Genomic DNA, 18401 nt, shown 5'->3' with positions numbered 1-18401 from the left:
GCATAATCAGATCACCGCATTAGGAATGTAAACTGTGTTAGCCTCCAAAGACCGGAGCTAAACTACATATAGGAATTAGGCAATTCAGTTAATTAAGTGCTACTTATGAGCCAAAACAATAAACGCCTTATGTGATATTGGTAGCTTAGGGACTTATCAGTCGCACGGCCTCAACTGTGAATTGATATCTACAACTATGAGTTTTAACACGGCGATCGACCATCATCACAAATTCGTGAATATCGTCAATCTGTCTCGTAACTTGATTTAGTTTGGCGCGCCCTACCCGCCTTTGGCACGAGCGAGCTCTTCGGCGAACAGCTCGCCCGGGTGAAACTTCGGCTTAGGCCAGAAGGTACCGGTCGCCCATGAGCGAACGACACGATAAGCCCTCGTCCCTGGACGCCGCGTTAGCCGCGCAGATCTATGCTGCCCGCCTCCGGGGTGCCTACTCGACCGAGGCCCTGGCGGCGCTCGCGCGGGTCGACCCCGAGGTGATTGCTAGACTTGAGCATGGCGCACTGATCGCCGACGCCGGGGCTCGGGACCGCGTTATGGACGTGCTCGGCCTGCGTTCAGATAGCCATCTCTACCCTGCCCAGCCGACTGATTTTGGCCGGCACCCATCGGATTGAGATGGAAGCACGCTGACCCCATCCGCAAACGCCCAGCCTCCTCCCGCTAAGCGTCCCGCTCGGTCCTCACGGCCTCCACGGGGGCGTGCATGTTCCCGGCGTCGATCGCGGTCTCGACGAGCATGTCCTGCACAGAGGCCGGCTGCTCGCGCAGATCGGCATTCTCGACCGCAAGCGCCAGGAGCAGGGCCGCAACGTCGTCACCCATGCCAACACCTGCCTCTCGCGTCCGGGGCCTGCCTGGTAGGGCCAGCGTAGTTACCGCGTCGACAAGGATGCTGGGTCCGCAGGTGCCGGCGGCGACCTAGTCCACAGCAGGATCACGAGCACGCTCCGGCCGGGCCGTGGGCCGGCGCTCGCGGTCTCCAGTCCCGCCGCACCGCGCCGACCCTCACGCAACTGCCCGGCCAAGGCTTCACGGGCGCCCTGCGGGGAACTCGCCCGGAGAACGCCTGTCGTCGCGTGCTTGCCCGCCGCACGCTTTGCGGTGTCGCGAACGCCTCGGGCACGCGAACGGGAAGAAGCGATGCTGTAGCAGGTGCAGGAGGTGCTGTCGCCGTCAGCTCACCGGCGGTTGAGCGCCGGCCACTGCGTGATCACCGCGTCGTCGGCCGGCATGTAGGCGTCGACGATGGCGCCCTTACGGCTGACAACACAGATCATCGCCGCCTGGCGCACCTCGTACATCATCGGCCGCTCGTAGGTGATGCGGAACAGCACCGGTGCGAAGTAGTCGCCCTTCTTATCCGTCTTGTCGGCGCCGGCCGAGACCGCCTCGACCTGCTTCATGCCGGCCTTGGTCGCCTCGCTCATCACGGTGGCGCGGCAGGTATCGACCGTGCGGTTGCGACCCGGCACCTCCGGCAGGGGCTGTCCGATCGTCTGCAGAGCTGAAGAGGTGCCCTTCACCAGTCCTGTACCGGGCACCATCGACAGGACGGTCTGCTCACCGGCCGAAGATGAAGCGACCCCGATCGGCGCGATCTGCCAGGGCATCTGCCAGGTAGCGGCAGACGTGTCGGGCTGGGCGGAAGCGTCCTGGGCTAGGGCAGGTCCGGCGAGAGCAAAGACGAGGGTAGCGCAGCAGATCGAACGTCGAATCATCAAGGCTCTCCTATTTCGCGAGGGTGAACGAGGGGCCGCGGCATGGACCTAATCCGTCGGCGAGAGGGCGGACGGCATCGTCCAGGGTGAGGGCGGCACAGAAGCGGTCGGCGGGGTGGCTGAGCGATCGACCCGTACCCGGTGCATGGAGGCGTAGGCGATTGCACCGGCATCGATCCGCGGCCGCGTCGCCGTCGGCGAACTGATGAGACCCGCCGTCTGCTCGGCGTCATGAGTAGGTACGCGTATCTTCGAGACCGTTGCCCGCGCTCGTGGCTGTCTGAGCGATCGAGCGTGCCGCGCCGGTCCGGGGTTCAGGACCGGCCCGACCACGCCCTGTGCGTCGCGCGGCGGCATCATCGAAATCGTCCGGTCTAGCACCGGCCGCTTTGGATCTGGGCCGAGCGTCGCTACGCGTTCGGGCGGAGCTGCAGCAGTGATCGTCGGCGCAAGACCAACGACGACCTCGGTCGGCGGCCGCATTGGAGCCGGTCTGGGTAGCAGGGTCGGCGTGGCCGTCGGGTCCGCTGGCTCGGTTCGCGTCGTTCCCAACTCGGGTCGACCCAGCAACGGTCGCGGCGCGTCCGGTTCGAGGGTTGCAACCACGGATGGCGGGATCATCGTCGCGATATCCTGACGCTCGGTGTGGTCAGTCCACGCGGGTGCCTGTTCGTGCGTGAGACGCGCTGCATCGAGGGGTGCGCGGCTGATTAGCGAAAGGCGTGGGTTGGCGCGGGGTGGCAGGAACTCCTGCTGCTCAACCGTATCCGCGGGGTTCGGATCCAGAAAGCTGCGCGGTCCGTCAGCAAGGGAGAAAGTGTCTGGGTCACCCGCGTGTGAGAGAGGCCCTGTCAGGTGTGGGACTTCTACCCATGGTGGGAATGTCGCTGGAGGTGAAGCTTCGGCAGACACCACTGATGCCACACGTTGGGTGGACGTTGAGAAGATCCAGTTGCTGGGCGGGACAAGCCACGCCGCGCCAGCGGCGAACACAGCGAGGGTTGAAAGGCATGAAATCGAGATCGTGGCCCAAGATGACAGGCGGCTGCTGAGCCTAATGACCTGGAGTGGCCGGGCCGCACCGACCGGCTTCAAGTCACCTACAAAGACGGGATCACGCTGCAACATTCTCTCAGAACTGATCTGGGTGAGAAACGGTTCAAGGCCGGGATGATGTAGAATCGTCGCTGGCCGAACACGGCCGGAATCCTGACGGTGCATACGGATGATGCACAACGCCCAAATAGTTTGATGTTGAGCGTTGAACGACAGCCGACAAACTCCGCCTTATCCGAGCGCCGTCCGCCTTGCCGAACGCCTGTAGACCGTCACCGCATGGCTCGGCCGCCTCCACCACCCGCGCGGATTCTCGCTCGGGCTGATCGGTTGAGGTCGCCCGCCGCTTGTCGGCAGCCCTTTTTCGGCTCCGTTTTCCCCGATTCTGACAGGACTAGAACTTCAGTAGGCGTGCGCTGCGAGAATTTGCACCCTCCCCCCTGAGGAATGGATCCCTTCCGGGCCAAGCGCAGCCAGGCGGTCCACTCAGCCGAGACGATCCGGACGATGTTCGGCAGGTTGCGAAAGCCGGTGACGGGGCGCTCCTCGACCGTGAGCAGCCCGAGCTTACGCGCCTCCCGGATGGCGTTGCGCACCGTGGTCTCGGACACGCCGACGATCGCCGCGATGTGCCCGACCGCCAGCCGGCAGTCGCCCCGGCGCGCGGTCTCGGCAGCGACCAGGGCGAGCACGCCTTGCTCGGCGTGGGTGAACTTGGCGGCGAGACCGAGCGGCATGCGACCAGAGGCGGCCCAGCGGCGGCGGCGCTCCATCGAGGCGCCCGTGCGTGGCCGGGAGCCGACGCCAGGCCTCCTGGGGCTTCCTATGCGATTTGAGGCGTTCTCAGCTGCATCCCCCATCCGGGGTGTGACAGTTGCCGCCCCGTTCGGGTTCTGTCCGGATCGCGGTCCACTTTTAGACAGTGTTTGCGCCTCGATCAGGCCGGACAGGCTCTCGGCCTCGGCCTCCGAGACCTTCCCGTCCCCGAACGCGCGCCACAGCAGCGCCGTGACGGACGGCAGGGTGATTCGGTCGGCCGCCTCGATCGCGCGGCGGATTTCGTCTGCAAACACGTGTCTCGGCCCTTTCCACAGGGCCACAGGGGAACGTTCGGCGGCGCAGGCTGTGCGCTCCGTTCAAGACAAGCCGGTATCGTTGCCAGAACCGGGGTTCTGACTTGACGCCCGAGGGCGCTTCATGGCTTGTGGGGGTTGGAAACCGTCCCCACAGGACATCTCGATTTCGAAGGCCTCACCCTGCCAGGGGTGGGGCCTTTGGCTTTTCAGGGTCCTACTGTGGCGGTCGGTGCTCCTGGTTGCTCCGGCGACTCGCGTGAGGCGCGCGCCGGCCGGACATGGCATGTCGGCCGGGCGGCACGGTTAAGTCAACGTCAGGGAATGATCAGCGCGACCATGCCGGCAGGACCTTCGACCCTCGCGGACCTGCGCAAGGCAGGTATCATCACAAGTCAGGAGATCGTCGCGGCGATCGACGTCTACCTGCGGGATCCAATGGCTGGCCCCTACCGCTTCGACAGCGGCCACAGCGTGGACATCGCAGCTCTCGTGAACGCGACCCCCGCCTTCGGGGCGGTGGACCGATCAGGATCGCAGGAGAAGGCGTTTCGGACGGTGCTGGCGGCCGCCGTCATGTCGGCTCACCCGACCCCACCGTGATCCTCGGCCGCTCGGCCCCGCCCCGATCTGCTCACAGAGTGGGGGAGCGTCCGATCTCACCAGCGATGAGCCGGGCCGATACGCAACGCGGCTCTAGGGCAGGATGCACGCGGCCTGTTAGCGAGGCATCAGCAAGCTGACGTTGAAGGCATCCTGGGTCGGGACCGTTTCAGGTAAGCGCGTCCCCGAAGGTGAGCACCAAGGTAGCCCGGGGATGAGCGAGGAAGACGTCGAGTTCGAGCACTCCCCGCTGTCCGGCCCAGTCACGCGGGATGGCGAGACGGTCGAGGTCGAGATCTATCGTTTCCCCGGCACGCCGGAGTGCTGGCGCATGGAAGTGGTTCATCCCTCCGGCTGCATCCGATGGGACACCACGTTCGCGACCGATACGGACGCACGTGCCGCTTTTGACACGATGGTCGACGCTGTCGGCATGGCGTCCTTCAGCGGTAATCGACGCAAGGCATGGAACTGACCCTCGGCTGCAGTACGAAAAAGCCCGCTGCGGCGAGCCGGACGGGCAATCACCCACCGAATGTTCGACTTTAGGTTTATTCGGTTTCTACCTTTTCGTTCGAAACACGACCGGGATAGAAAAGGTGAGTCCCTCGTCGGCGATCAGGGGCGGTGGCGCTGGCACCGGGTCGGATCGCTTCATCATCACCAACGCAGCATCGTCCAGCGCGCCGTCGCCCGAGCTCTTCACTACACTGGCCGATAAGACCCGCCCAAGCCGATCAAGCACGAAAGTCACCGTTACCTGACCCGTTGGGCGGCTCGATCCGCTGGGGTAGCGCTTGTGCCGGTCGAGATGGGCTAGCAACTGTTTCTGCCACGTCGTGCGGATCCGCCGCGCGCTTTCCCCCGTGCCAAGGACAGGCGCCGTCGAACGCGGGCCCTCCTTCATCGTCTCAGCCGATGGCGTGGCCGCTGCTTCCGAGGCTACCGACTCCTGCGATGGGCTCGTCTCGACAGCCTTGAGCTTCGGCTCATCCTCCTGTGGTTTGCGCGTCGAGTCCGGCGCTACGATCCGATCAGGATCCTCTGTCTCGGTCGGTAATGCCTTGGGTAGTTCGGTCGGATCCTCGACCGCCTGTTGCTGGACGACGGCCGGCGAGGCCGCAGCGTCCTCTGCTTCAGGCCCAGGCGGCAGGTCGGTCGGCTCACGCCTGGGTGCGGTCATCTCCATGTCGATCTCGAGTGCCGCCGCACCGAGGTCGTCCGCCTCGTCCGCTGGTACGTAGGTGATGGCGTAAACCAGACCACCCGTGTGAAGGCCGAGCACCAGCGCGACCGCTGCCACCCAAATCTGCCAGCGTAGACTTGTCCGCCCGCCGGGATCGGCCCTGCCCATCGGCAACAGCCTCAATGCGCTGAGGCTGGACGATCTGGCGAGCGCGATGCGGCCTCGCTCGGTCCACCCTCCAACGCCACCAACGCTACCTTAAGGTAGCCGCCCGCACGCAGGAGCTCCAAGACATCCATCATCTCGCCGTAGGGCACCGCGCGGTCGGCCCGGAGGAAGAGACGTCGATCCTTGCCAGCCCCTTGGCTCGCATCCCCCTGCGCGTCCAGCGTGCGAGCCAGATCCACGCGCTTCACCGGCGTCTCACCGATGGCCAGCTCAAGGTCGGCCTTGATCGTTACGTAGACCGGCTTGTCCGGCTTTTTCTGCGGTACCGCCGACGAGGAGGGCAGGTCGATCGGCAGGTCTACGGTCGAGAGCGGCGCCGCGATCATGAAGATGATCAATAGCACTAGCATCACGTCGATGAACGGCGTGACATTTATTTCGTGCGCTTCGCCGAACTCGTCGCCGTCGTCCTCGTCACCGCCCAGCGCGATCGCCATGACGTCAGCTCCCGTTCACTCTGCGGCTTGCGAGAGCGGGGACATCCCGGCGTCCCGACGCCTGTCGAGATCGCGCGAGAGCAGGCGCATCACCGATCCCGACGCCCGTTGCACGAGATCGCCGTAGCCGCGCGTGGCCCGGGCGAAGTGGTTGTAGATGATCACCGCTGGGATCGCCGCAGCCAACCCGATGGCGGTGGCGAGCAACGCCTCGGCGATGCCGGGGGCGACGACTGCGAGATTGGTGGTCTGCGCCTTCGAGATGCCGATGAAGCTGTTCATGATACCCCAAACCGTGCCGAACAGCCCGACGAAGGGTGAGATCGCGCCGATCGTGGCCAGCGCGCCCATGCCACGACGCGCGGTGCGGCCTTCTGCTTTGACGATCTCGGCGCAGCGCGAGACAGCGCGCTCTTTGATCCCATCCGAGGTGCCGGAGGAAATGCACATCTCGTCGACGACAGCGGTCACGAGACGGTCGAGCACGGTTTGGTGCCCGCCTAGCGCTGCTCCGGCCTCACCGAGGCTGACTGCACCAGCGGTACGGGACAGCGCGCGGGCAAGCGAGCGACGGGCAAGGCCGAGCTCGATCGTCTTCGCGACGAGGATCGTCCAGGTGACGACGGAAGCGAGCGCCAGCCCGGCCATCACGATCTTCACGAGGATGTCGGCGTTCAGGAACATCGTCCATGGCGACAGCTCGTGCGCGCTTGCCGCCGCAGCCCGCGGGGTCCCGTTTGAGACTGGCTCAAGCGCCCTTGCGGGCGCACCATCGGCCGGGGCTGAGGGCAGGGCCGAGCTTGGGGTGGCATCCTCGGGATGAGCGGTCGCAATCGGTGTGGAACCCACTGTCGGTGCGGGCACAACGGGGTGATCCCCCGGGGGCCCGTGCTGCGCGCGCAATGGGCCGGCAAGCGTGAGTACTGCAGCGAAGCTGATTGCGAGCGACACGCGGTGCATGGGCCAGCGATGATGGCTCATAGGTCGGCCCAGGTACGGATGAGGTTGTGGTAGATGCCGGTCAGCTTCACCACCTCCGCGTGATCGCGACCGAGTTCCGCCACGAGACCTTGGATGGCAGTGTCCAAATCGTAGATCAGGCTGCGGCCCTGCGGACTGCGAACCATGCTCTGAAGCCAGAAAAATGAGGCCACCCGCGTACCCCGGGTGACCGGCGTGACCATGTGCAGGCTTGAGGCCGGGTACAGGACAAGGTCGCCGGCGGCCAGCTTCACTTCCTGCGAACCGTAGTAGTCCTCGGCTACGAGCTCACCGCCGTCGTAGGCGTCCGGCTCGGCCAAGAACAAAGTCACCGACAAATCGGTGCGGATACGCATCCCCGTCGCCGGATCTCCGCGCACGGCGTTGTCGACGTGGATGCCGAAGTGATGCCCCTCGCCGTAGCGGTTGAACAGCGGCGGGAAGATGTGAAGTGGGATCGCGGCCGACACGAACAGCGGGTTAGCCAGCAGCGCTTTGACGATCCGACCGCCTAAATGTCGGGCGACTTCGCCGCCCGGGGGGAGTTGCTCGTTGCGCTTTACCATCGCCGACTGGGAGCCCGCCGTCGAGCGGCCGTCCTCCCACTCCGCCGCGTCCATGATGCGGCGGAAGTCGGCGACCTCCGCCTTGCTCAGGACCTCCGGGATGCAGATCAGCATCGATCAGAACTTCGTCTGCGCGATGAGGTACACAGCCCGACCCGGCGCGATGAACGCGAACGGGGCGTCGCTGCGGTAGAACGCGTCGTAGTAGCGCCGGTCCAAGAGATTTTGAGCGTACAGCTTGACGTTCAGGTTCTCGTTGACCTTGTATTCGAGGAAGGCGTCGAACCGCCAGTACGAGGGCAGGACGTTGGCATTGGCCGCAAGAGTGCCGCCCGAGATGCGCGAGTTGTTGATCGCCTGTGCCCCGAATTCGAGCCACGGCGTGATCCTGTACTTCGACAGCATGCTGAACGAACGGTGGGCGATGTTGGCGAGCCGGTTGCCGATCACCGTGGGGTCGCCCGACTTCGTGACCTTGGTATCCATTGCCACGTAGCCACCGAACACGCTCCAATCGTCGGTGATCTTGCCGGCGACCTCCAGATCGACGCCCTCGACCCGGTAGGCTGCGTCGGCCGCGATGAACTGGGAGTTGCCGGTCCCCAGCGTCTCGCGGGCGTTCTCCTTGAGCGTGCGGAACACGGCAAACGTCGCTAGGAGGCGCCGGTCGAACAGCTCGGCCTTCACGCCGACTTCGTCGGCGGTGTTCTGCTCCGGCTTGAAGACTTGGTTGCCCGTGAAGGTCGCGCTGAGCCCCCCATAGGCCGAGCCAGAGGCGTCGAGTTCTGCCCCAACCGGGTTCGAGGAGGTAGCGTGGGCGCCGTAGACGCTCAGCCAAGGCTGGGGCTTCAGCGTCAGGCCGATATTGTAGTTCAGGTTGCCTGAATGTACGCTCGCTGAGCTCGTGCCCTGCGTCGACGAGATGTTGTAGTCGTCGTAGCGGACGCCGCCGTTCAGCAGGACGAGGTCCTGGTAGTTCATCGTCTCGATGAGGTAGCCGGCCTTCGTATCGACGGGGATGTATGCCGGGTTGCCAGTTAAATATGGCTTGGTACTAAAGGGTAAAAGGTTGGGTGGCGCCAAGATGTTGACGCCGGCTAAGCTCCCGGTACCGCTGAAAATACCGGTGGTTCCCAGGTTCGAATTCTCGGAACGCAGCCCAGCGTAGGTATCTCGGCTGACGGCCTCGCGGCTGAACTCTGTGCCGAGAACCGCGGTGTGCAGGATTGGGCCAGTCGCAAACTTAAAAGTTGCATCCGTGGTGTCGGCCACGACGTCGACGGTCTGGTAACGGCTCTGAGGGTTGAGGCTCAGCGTCGTGCCATAGAGATTGCCGTTGAGCGGGATGACTGGCCGCTCTGGCAGCGTGCCCACGTAGTCGAGGACCGAGTGCCCGGCACGGAAGCGGTTCGTAATCTTAAAATCTTCGCTGGGCGCATATTCTGACACAAGCGTACCGATGTCTTGTTGTACGCGATAGAAGTCACGGTTGACGAAACCATAGTAGGTATCGCGCGGAACAATGCTCTCGGTGAACGGGCGTCGCGCTTGAGCGTTAAATGGCACGCCGAAGTCCGGCAGGCTGTTCAGATCCGTGTGGAAGTAGTTGGCGTTAAACGTCCAGCCGTCGGCCGGCTTGAGCGTCACCGCAACGGCGGCACCATTGCGATCGTCGAACACATATTTGCGGCCCGCTACGTTCGCTTCCTGGTACAGGCCGTTCACCCGGATCGCGAGGGCGGGACTCACGACTTGGTTGAGGTCCAGTGTGACGCGCCGGGTATTGTCGGTCCCGAGTTGCCCCTCCGACTTGTAGAAATCACCGAACGTCGTGGCCTGCTTGGTGACGATGTTGACCGCACCGCCCGCGGTGCCGCGGCCTGCGAAGCTCGACGCCGGCCCGCGCAGGATCTCGATCTGCTCGGTGAAGAAGTTCTCACGCACGCTGACGGAGGGATCGCGGATACCATCGACGAAAACATCGTTGCGCGCATCGAACCCACGGATGAAGAAGCGATCGCCGAATGCATTGCCACCCTCGCCTGTACCGAGAGTGACGCCCGCCGTAGTGCGCGCGATCTCGCGGAAGCTCGTCGCGTTCTTGTCGTCGATTACCTGTCGCGTCAGTACGGTGATTGATTTTGGCGTGTCGAGGATCGGCTGCGTGAAGCGTGGGGAGGCGACGTTGAGCGCTTGGTAGGGAGAGTTTGGGTTGGCGTAGGGATCCCTACTCGGATCACCAACGCCCTGAGCTGGAACACCGGTCCCCGTCGATGTGCCAATGCTTGGAGCCGGCGCAACGACCAGCGGGGCTGTCACACGCCGCTGCGTCCGAACGGCCTGTCTGAGGGCGGTACGAGCTTTGACCTGGGCTTGGCTCGGCTTCGGTGCCGGTGGACGAGGCCGGGCGATGGGCGCATCTACGGTCATCGGAGGCAGCGCTGTGGCAGGTCCCGACTGTGCTTCCGCGCTGCCGACCGATCCCGCCGCCGCGCATGCCAAGCCTAGCGCTCCTGTTGATGTAGAGAACGTCGGCTTACGGCCATATATCGGTTGCTGGCGAAGTGATGTTGGGATCCGTGATTGACGCAGCACAGTATTCTTGCCTCCGACCACGAGCGCCTGCAACGCTTGGCAATAAACAAGCGTCAAAACTACCCGTCTATCTGAGTCAAGATATCAACATTAGAACTGTAACAAAGAAAGAACGCTGACTGCCTATACAAACGCCAGATCGAAGGTCTATCAGTTTGGATCTATTACAAATAGCAACTGAAGACAATCTGATGGTTGGAAAAACTAGCGCAATAACAGTATGTTACTGGCTTCGCGGGGAAATCCATCGATCTAAGGGTGGGCGGCCGCAGGACGCTGTTACATGATAGCAACGATCCCCAGCGGTGTGCGCGTCCGTAGCTAAAGTCGCGGATTAATAGCCCAGGTTCATCGTCGACGAGATCAACCAGACCCTTCCACCCACGCGGTCCGTCGGGCATTCAATCCTCACTTGGCGGCTTCATAAGCGAGAACATTTCGTCGATCGTGCCGAGCGCTTTGGCGCGTATGACCGCGTCATCGTCAGATCCGGCTATGCGAATACCGCGCACCACCGCCTGGATCTCATCGCGAAAGTCGGTGAGGAACCCGACGGGATCACGCTTCTCTCCTGCCATGCGGGCGATGACACCGGTGAGCAGGATCTGCAAACCGAGCATGCGGCCGTTAAGTTCGTCCATGACATCTCTCCTCGAGCCAGCTCGCTTCTGGCAGAACTAACTTTGCCGCGATGCAACGCAGGCCTCTAGCCGTCTTTAACCTCTATGCCCGCTCCAGCAGGTCGAGGAGCAGCGTCCCGGCCGCCGCGATGACGTTCCCCCGCCCGCGCCAGGGCAGCACGACTGCCTCGGGCAACGGCTCGGCCGCCACCTCTGGCAGGGTGATCTCGGGCGCCTCGGCTTCGCCGTCTCGGTCGCTGCCCCGCATGTAGACGACTTGGCTGCCGGCAGTGTTCTCGGGGGCGGCCAGGGACGGCTCGGCGTCCCCGCCGTCCTCGTGATCGGCATCGCCGTCCATGCGGTCGAGCACGGCGATGATGCGGTCCGCCGCGTCGAGGGCGATCTGTGCCGCCTCCTCCAGGCTGGCACGTAGCTCGGGCCCGGCGAGCGGCGCGGGGAGCACGATCGCGGCCGGCTTCGGACGCGGGATGAAGGTGAGCAGTTCGCCCATGGTGATGGTCTCGGGTCGCGATGAAGGGAGGGCCCGGCGGGATCCGGCCGGGGCGGGACGCACGGCGACAGGAAGGGGCAGGCGGTCAGCCGCCCCACGCCTTGGCGATCTCGGCCCGCAGCTCGGGGGCGTTATGAAGGCCGCCCTCACAGAGCAGCTCGTACCGGATCAGCGCCTCAAGCCGGCGATTGCGTTCGGTATCGGTGAGAGGCGTCCGCCCCTGCATTTCCTTGGCGATGCGGTCGCGGATCCACGCCGCTCGGTTCTGTTCGCGGTCGATCAAACGCCCGGCAGCGTTCGGGACGCGGAAGGAGCTGTTTGGGCTCTTCTCAAGCCATGGCTCCCCATCCAAATTGAGCCAGTCGTCAGCCGCCTTGACGAAGTTCTCGAAGAGTTTGGCGAGCTGCAGCATCGACAGCCCGGACAGGTCGACCGCGGCAGCCTGCGCCTTGGCCCACGCGCAGTCAGCCTCGAACTCCGACTGTGGCGTGGACGTAGACGCTTCGTCCTCTCCGATCGGCATGCCTTTCCAGTCCACACCCGCCAGCGCACAGCACGCCTCGATCAGCGCGCGAGTGGCCTGCTCCGTCAGATCCTCGTCTTCCCCAAGGTGACTGTCGCGCTCGTACTGGCCCGACAAGAACACCATGACGAGGGTTGCGCGCGCCTTCACGGCGAGGCCGAGCGGCGTCCGCGCCGGCGTGCGCCAGATGGCTTTGCTGATGCGCTCCAGTTCGCCGCAGATGTTCTCGAACAGGTCGCTGGCCTCGCCGATCGCCGGCACGCTCCAGGCGGCTTCGGTGGCTCGTGTAACCGAACCTCCGTGCGCCTTGGCCCTCTCGCCAGCCTGATGGACATGCTTCTGAGCAGCCCAATAAGCGGGTGCGGCGGCACGCCAGCGGGCATGCACGGCGTCGAGGTCCATACCGAGCACTAGGATCTCGGCATCGCCGTTCGGGGAAGCGGACTCGAACACAGCAAGGCGCATCTCGCGGCGGACGCGGTTTCGCTTCGCTTCCGTGGCGTCTGGCCCGACCTTGCGGGCGTACTCGGCCAGCGCGATCCGGTGCAGGCGTTCCAGCTCCAGGCGTAAGCCCTCCCGGACGATGACGAAGCACTGGGGATCATCCGTCGGGTAGGCCATGAACCCCGGCGGTGGGCTGTGCCAGTCGGTCGGATCGGCCGGAGGCGTCAGAGCCGTGCTGCTGGACAGATTGGCGATCTCGCGCAGGATCACGCGCGTCAGCTGCCTATCGACGGTCAGCTTGGCTTCGTCTTCCGCCGCGTCCCCGATGGTATGCGCCATGATGTCGTGAAGCACGAGGCGCGCCTTCGTCTGTACGTCCGCCACGCTGCGGGATGGCTCGCGGATCGCCCGCTGAAACACGGCGTTGTAGGCGTCCAGCGCACCGTCGAGCTGCTCGTCTTCCCAGTCATTGGCCCGGCTCAACGACGGGATGGCGTTCCAGTCGATCGCGGCTTGGTCGCATGCCTGGGCGAGTGGCGCGGACTGGGCGGGGGCCGCCTCGGGGACGGCTGATGTACCCGTTTCGGCGCCGCTCACCGTGGTTTCAGCGTCGCGACCTTGGGGGAGGTCGAACCGCTCGACGGCGAGGCGCCGGAGGTCGTCGGCGGCATCCTCAATCCAACCATCGTGCAGCGGGTCCAGCGCGGCCTTGAACAGGATCGCGGGGAGGGTCCGCATCGGAACACGGTCGTACCCGTCGACCAGGGCATCCAAGGCGGTCTCGATCGGTTCGCAGGCATCTCGGGCCGCAGCGTAGCCTCGGGCGTCGCGTTCCGCTTCGACCCTCTCCTGCCATGCGATGTGCTGTTCGGCGGTGCAGTCGTGGCCCGGGAACGGCCCGGCGATCTCCTCCGCTGCGTCGGCGATGGCTCGCCATGCGGCGTCCGCCACAATGTACTGGCGTAGGACCGGGAGAGCCTGAGGCATCAGGTCGAGGAAAGCTGCCTCCTCAGGGCTGATGGCCGGGGCGGGTGCGAGCGCCGGCGGGACGGCAATGACGGTTCGGCGGGTCTGGCCGGCGAGGCTGCCGTGCAGCTCGGCCGAACGCTCGTGCAGGACGGTGGCGGGGCTACGGCGGATCAGGTTTCTAAGAGAGGCACGGAAGGACATCGCGGGATCCTCGGGTGAGGGACGCGGGCGACCGGCCCGCTCGGGTGCGGGTCGGTTCAGAGGAGGGAGGCGAGGCCGGTCAGGACCATGCCGCCGCCGATGATGGCGAAGGCGGCCAGCAGCTCGGCACCGACGTCGAGGAAGCGTAGGGACCGGCTGTGCGACGTGTCGGGCCGGACCGGGGCGACGGCCTGCCACGGCTCGATCGTGCCGGGCTGCTGTTCGTCCGGCAGGTTGCGGTAGCGGCGATCCACCGGGAGCCGGCGGCGCTCGGCGGCGGCGACGGGGCACACTGGGACGGGCTGGCTGAAATCTGGGATGCGGACGTGCGTCATCGTTCGGGCTCCGGTGAGGGCTCGTGGCGGTGGGTCGGTGGTGGTGAAGGGGGTGCGAGCCGGGGCTCAGCCCGGCATGGTCAGGGGATCAGTGAGCGGCGGCGCGACGGGCGGCCTTGGCGACCTGCCAGGCAGCCTTGAGGGCGGAGGACATCGCCTCGCGGCGGGAGACGCCGCAGCGTTCCATGATGCCGATGGCGGCCTTGCAGGCGGCGGCCATGATCGCCGCGCGGTCGTACTGACCGGCGGTGGCGAGGGGGCGGGTGCGCGCGCCGAACTGGATGAGGGCGCGGGCGCTGAGCAGGCCGGCGGGGATTACCGGCTTGCTGTCGTGCAGGCTGCGGGAGAGGCGGGTCCAGGAGACGGTGCGGTGGGACATCTTCAAGGCGCCATGTGCTGTTCTGTACGTGGTGTGCAGGATGCGCGCCTATCTGGGCATTGTCAACAGCCCTGTGCGCCATGTACAGTTATGGAACTGAAGCTGGAGCCGTGTTGTGGCCGTTCGCCTTACCCCTCGCCTGTCTCGATCGGCCCGCGCGCTGCTTGGCTGGCAACAGCAGGATCTCGTCGATGCCTCCGGCGTCTCGCGCTCGACGATCGGCGCTTTCGAGACGAAGGACGAAACGGCCCGCATGGCGACAATGAACAACAAGGCGCTGGTCGAGGCTTTTGAAGCCGCCGGCCTGGAGTTCATCCCCGAGAACGGCGGCGGCGCTGGCCTGCGGCTTCGGGACCGAAAGATGCCGTGATGCGGCGGCCTGGCTTTGCGCCTGTCCTGGACGTCGTCTCAGCCATCGCAGCGGCTGAAGCCGCCGCTTTCTGGTGGTTGTCGGCCGCCGTCCCCGTCCCTGCTGAAATCACCCTGACGGCTGACGGTGGGGGCTGGCAGCCACTTACTGACGCCATGCGTGATCAAGGGACGTGGAGCGGCTACGGCGCGGCCTGGGCTGCTGTCGCTGCTGGGGCTCAGGCTGTCGCCGTCATCCTTCGACGCCTGCGCCCATGATTTTCTTTGATAGTTCACTGGGGCGCATCGGCCGGGCGGCCATACCATCACGGCTCGCCAGGCCTCGCCTATTGGGCCGCATGTTCTGCGCTGTCTGAGCCCAACGCGACGGCGACGCCCCTCTATTCGCGGGATCACGTGCTTTCGGTCCGGAATTTAAGACCCTTCAATCGGAGCGGCTCCGTAGAGCGCCCGCAGTGTCGCCGAGAGATCCGAGAAGGACAGCCCGGCCTTCTGCACCACCCGGTCGGCCTGCCCGGCCAACAGGCGGAAGTCGTCCGCGGTGACGTCCTTGGCCGTCAGCACCACCACGGGGATGTCGTACCACTCCGGACGGGTGCGCAGCAGCCGCAAGAAGCCGAACCCGTCCAACTCCGGCATCATCAAGTCGAGCAGGATCAGCCGAGGTTTATGCTCGGCGACCGCCGTCAGGCCGGCCCGACCATCCACCGCCGTCGCCACCCGCCAACCGCCCCGGGTCAGCTGCGACGTCATCAACTCGCGCAAGTCTGCGTCGTCGTCCACGATCAGCACCGGACCGTCGTGAGGTTTTGGCCGGAACCGCTCCATCACCTCCTTCAACTGCGCCCAATCAACCGGCTTTTGCAGGTAGTCCGTGGCACCGAGCGAGAAGGCGAGGTTCTGCTCATCCAGCATCGTCACCATGATCACCGGCAGATCACCCAGCTCCGGGTCGGCGCGCAGCGCGCGCAGCACCGCCCATCCGTCCATGCGCGGCATGGTCACGTCGAGCAGGATCGCCCGTGGGCGTCGAGTACGGGCCTGCTCCAGCCCCACCTTCCCGTCGGCCGCCGTCGCGACGTGAAAGCCCTCCTTGGTCAGGAAGCGCGCGAGCAGGTCACGGGTCGCCTGGTCGTCGTCGATGACCAGAACCTCGCTGCCCTGCACGGCTTGATCATCGGATCGCGGCACGCCGGACGATGATCCAGGCGGTGCGTGTATCTCCTCGCCTCCGGCCGCGCTCGCTAGAACGGTCAGGGTGAAGGTCGTACCCTGGCCCTCACGGCTCGCGACCGCGATGTCACCGCCGAGCATATGCGCAAACGCCCGGGTGATCGCCAATCCCAGCCCCGTGCCGCCGAAGCGCCGCGTCGTCGAGGCGTCGGCCTGACTGAAGCGCTGGAACAGGCGCGCGACCTGCTCCTCACTCATGCCGATGCCGGTATCGGACACGGCAAAGACCAGTCGGTCGCCCTCGTCATCCGTCTGCCGGCGTGTCGACAGGGTGATGCGCCCGCCTTCCGTGAACTTGGCCGCGTTGCTCAGTAGGTTGATCAGGCACTGGCGCAGCTTGGTCGCGTCGGTGTAGGCGCCGCCAAGCCCGTCCGCGAGATCGAGAACGAGGGCGTTGCCCTTCTTTTCGACCAGCGCCTCGACGGTGGCGGCGACATCGCGCACGGTGGCGGCGACGTCGAGGGTCTCGGGGTACACCTCCATGCGCTCGGCCTCGATCTTCGAGAGGTCGAGGACATCGTTGATCAGGCCGAGCAAGTGGCGCGCGTTCGCCTCGATCTTCTTCATGTCCGGGAGCAGGTCCGCTTGTCCGGCGTCCTCCATCTCCTCCTGCAGCATCTCGGAGTACCCGATCACCGCCGAGAGCGGGGTGCGCAGCTCGTGGCTCATGTTGGCCAGAAATTCGGACTTGGCGCGGTTTGCCTCCTCGGCAGCCTCCTTGGCTGCTGCGAGCACGTGCTCGGAGCGCTTGCGCGCGTCGATGTCGGAGACGACGACCACACCGCCGACGAGCGCGCCATCCGGATCACGCATCGGCGCACCTGCGAAGCCGATCCAGGCATGCGAGCCGTCGCCGCGCTGGTAATCGACTTCCAGCTCCGCCTGAGGCTCGCCTCCACGTACCACCTGGATTAGTGGCCACTCCCTCGGTTCGACCGGCCGGCCATCCTCGTGGAAGCCGATCCAACGGGCCGGTCCCTCACCGGGTTGCGCGGGCAATACCCCGTGACCGAGGATCGTCTCGGCCCGGGCGTTGTGGCCGGTGATCCGGCCGGACGGCGCCTCGGCGATGAGCACGCCCACCGGCAGGGTATCGAGCACGGTCCGCAGTAGCGCCTCGCCCACGCGTACCTGGGCCTCGGACAAGGCCGCCGTGGTCACATCGGCGACCACGATCCCAACGCCTGTGGCCGCCGGCCCCTCGTCCTGGCGCAGCGGATAGAAGCTCATGCGGAAGTGGCGCATCCCGCCCGGCGCACTCTCGCTTGGCACGCTCACGGGTATGTCAGCACTGACGAGGCCGTGGTCGCGCGCCGCCTCCAGCATAGGAGTGAGCTGATCCTCCAACCGCGGCAGAAGCGTCCAGATCGGTGCGCCGAGGTCCCCGCCGAAACCGCGCTCGCTCATCGTCGCCAGCGCACGGTTCATGTGGCGGATCTTCAGATCACCGTCGAGGAAGCCCAGCCCGACCGGGGCATTGGCGAGCACGCCTTCGAACAGTCCGCTGCTGCGTTGGCTCTCGCGGCGGCGAACCAGGGCAAGGCGCGCCAAGAGCGCCACGGCGAGAGTAGCGCAGAGCAGGCTGAACGCAGTCAGGATAGCGTAGCGCTGCCTGTCGCGGCGGCCACTCTCAGCAAGCGCTTCAACGGCGCGATGGTTCGCCGTCGCGGTCGCAACGCGGATCGCGTCCATCAAGCGCTTGCCCTCGCCGGTCGCGACCAGGGCGGTAGCGGCGTCGGAGCCTTGGTCGCGACGAGCCGTCACGACGTGATCGGAGAACGCTTTCTCCTCGTCGATCAGCTTGCGAACGGGGGCGAGTGCCGGAACGGCAGAGTCGGCGGGCGTGCGGTCTAGGACGGCGAGGTGACCAACCTCCCCCTCGATCCGGTTCAGCGCGTCAGTGTAGGGTTCAAGGTATTCGGGCATGCCGGTCAGGGCATAGCCGCGCATACCAGTCTCCAGATCCTTCATCGTCGAGAGCAGGCGATCGCTACGGCTGATCAGCTCCCTCTGTCGCGTTTGCTCACTGCGGGCGGCGTCGCCGGCCACGAAGTTCCAGCCGGCTGTCGCGATCGCCAAGGCGAGAAGCGCATAGGCTAGTGTCGAACTCGGCAGACCGGCGAAGGGTCGCGAGCCGCGCCAGCCGGGACGTCGAATGAGCGCATGGGGATCGTGCATGTGAATTACCTATGCCCTTGCTGGTAGGGCACAGGATGGCGGTCGCTGCCAAGGCAGGTAGCTTACGAACCTCAGGCCAGCAGCCACGAATAACGCAACCGGCCGGGACCAGCCATCTGGCTGCATCCCGGCCTCGCGCACCTTCCGACCGCGTCCGCGGCTGGTAGGGGCGTAA

At 65.4% G+C, this 18401-nt stretch carries 18 protein-coding genes; 4 read left to right on the top strand and 14 right to left on the bottom strand.

What is annotated here, in order from left to right; genetic code table 11:
* Positions 1-368 precede the first annotated feature (368 nt).
* Positions 369-635: a hypothetical protein gene (locus tag AC3IF3_RS30620; protein WP_489231766.1), complete on the top strand. Its 267-nt coding sequence runs from the start codon at positions 369-371 to the stop codon at positions 633-635.
* 46 nt (positions 636-681) lie between these two features.
* Here AC3IF3_RS30620 and AC3IF3_RS30615 read toward each other — a convergent pair whose 3' ends face one another.
* The 3 genes from AC3IF3_RS30615 to AC3IF3_RS30605 all read right to left on the bottom strand — a co-directional run bounded on the left by AC3IF3_RS30615 (position 682) and on the right by AC3IF3_RS30605 (position 3868).
* Complete coding sequence (locus tag AC3IF3_RS30615) at positions 682-843, bottom strand: hypothetical protein (RefSeq protein WP_489231764.1); 162 nt, start codon at positions 841-843, stop codon at positions 682-684.
* Between the two features lie 356 nt (positions 844-1199).
* Positions 1200-1739, bottom strand: a complete 540-nt coding sequence (locus AC3IF3_RS30610) for a hypothetical protein (RefSeq protein WP_489231763.1) — start codon at positions 1737-1739, stop codon at positions 1200-1202.
* A 1328-nt stretch (positions 1740-3067) separates the two neighbouring features.
* Complete coding sequence (locus AC3IF3_RS30605) at positions 3068-3868, bottom strand: helix-turn-helix domain-containing protein (RefSeq protein ID WP_489231761.1); 801 nt, start codon at positions 3866-3868, stop codon at positions 3068-3070.
* A gap of 339 nt (positions 3869-4207) precedes the next feature.
* On the opposite strand from AC3IF3_RS30605, the gene AC3IF3_RS30600 reads away from it, so the two are divergent.
* On the top strand, positions 4208-4471 hold the full coding sequence (locus tag AC3IF3_RS30600) for a hypothetical protein (protein ID WP_489231759.1): 264 nt from the start codon (positions 4208-4210) through the stop codon (positions 4469-4471).
* Between the two features lie 214 nt (positions 4472-4685).
* A complete protein-coding gene (locus AC3IF3_RS30595; RefSeq protein WP_489231758.1) occupies positions 4686-4946 on the top strand; it encodes a hypothetical protein in 261 nt (86 codons plus the stop codon).
* 87 nt (positions 4947-5033) lie between these two features.
* On the opposite strand, the gene AC3IF3_RS30590 is transcribed toward AC3IF3_RS30595, so the two are convergent.
* From AC3IF3_RS30590 to AC3IF3_RS30545, 10 genes are all read right to left on the bottom strand, one after another.
* Complete coding sequence (locus AC3IF3_RS30590; RefSeq protein WP_489231757.1) at positions 5034-5825, bottom strand: TonB family protein; 792 nt, start codon at positions 5823-5825, stop codon at positions 5034-5036.
* A gap of 11 nt (positions 5826-5836) precedes the next feature.
* A complete protein-coding gene (exbD, locus tag AC3IF3_RS30585) occupies positions 5837-6322 on the bottom strand; it encodes a TonB system transport protein ExbD (protein WP_489231755.1) in 486 nt (161 codons plus the stop codon).
* Between the two features lie 15 nt (positions 6323-6337).
* Positions 6338-7006 carry a tonB-system energizer ExbB gene (exbB, locus tag AC3IF3_RS30580; protein ID WP_489231754.1) on the bottom strand — a complete coding sequence of 223 codons (669 nt, stop codon included), beginning with the start codon at positions 7004-7006 and terminating at the stop codon, positions 6338-6340.
* A 293-nt stretch (positions 7007-7299) separates the two neighbouring features.
* Entirely contained in the window at positions 7300-7983 is a 684-nt protein-coding gene (locus tag AC3IF3_RS30575; RefSeq protein ID WP_489231753.1) for a Fe2+-dependent dioxygenase, read from the bottom strand.
* A 3-nt stretch (positions 7984-7986) separates the two neighbouring features.
* Positions 7987-10461 (bottom strand): TonB-dependent receptor, encoded by a 2475-nt coding sequence (locus AC3IF3_RS30570; protein ID WP_489231768.1) that lies wholly within the window; start codon positions 10459-10461, stop codon positions 7987-7989.
* 404 nt (positions 10462-10865) lie between these two features.
* On the bottom strand, positions 10866-11105 hold the full coding sequence (locus tag AC3IF3_RS30565) for a hypothetical protein (RefSeq protein ID WP_489231751.1): 240 nt from the start codon (positions 11103-11105) through the stop codon (positions 10866-10868).
* A gap of 82 nt (positions 11106-11187) precedes the next feature.
* Positions 11188-11595, bottom strand: coding sequence for a hypothetical protein (locus AC3IF3_RS30560; protein WP_489231749.1), 408 nt, complete (start codon positions 11593-11595; stop codon positions 11188-11190).
* A gap of 85 nt (positions 11596-11680) precedes the next feature.
* On the bottom strand, positions 11681-13732 hold the full coding sequence (locus AC3IF3_RS30555; protein WP_489231747.1) for a hypothetical protein: 2052 nt from the start codon (positions 13730-13732) through the stop codon (positions 11681-11683).
* A 56-nt stretch (positions 13733-13788) separates the two neighbouring features.
* Positions 13789-14067, bottom strand: coding sequence for a hypothetical protein (locus AC3IF3_RS30550; RefSeq protein WP_489231745.1), 279 nt, complete (start codon positions 14065-14067; stop codon positions 13789-13791).
* A gap of 88 nt (positions 14068-14155) precedes the next feature.
* Positions 14156-14446 carry a hypothetical protein gene (locus AC3IF3_RS30545; protein WP_243971437.1) on the bottom strand — a complete coding sequence of 97 codons (291 nt, stop codon included), beginning with the start codon at positions 14444-14446 and terminating at the stop codon, positions 14156-14158.
* 115 nt (positions 14447-14561) lie between these two features.
* On the opposite strand from AC3IF3_RS30545, the gene AC3IF3_RS30540 reads away from it, so the two are divergent.
* A complete protein-coding gene (locus AC3IF3_RS30540; protein ID WP_489231743.1) occupies positions 14562-14816 on the top strand; it encodes a helix-turn-helix domain-containing protein in 255 nt (84 codons plus the stop codon).
* A gap of 413 nt (positions 14817-15229) precedes the next feature.
* On the opposite strand, the gene AC3IF3_RS30535 is transcribed toward AC3IF3_RS30540, so the two are convergent.
* The gene (locus AC3IF3_RS30535) at positions 15230-18226 is read right to left on the bottom strand and encodes a response regulator (protein WP_489231742.1); all 2997 of its coding nucleotides are present in this window, start codon (positions 18224-18226) and stop codon (positions 15230-15232) included.
* Positions 18227-18401: the final 175 nt, after the last annotated feature.

The organism is Methylobacterium sp. J-118 (genome assembly GCF_057836565.1).
This window is presented reverse-complemented; position numbering and strand designations above follow the sequence as displayed.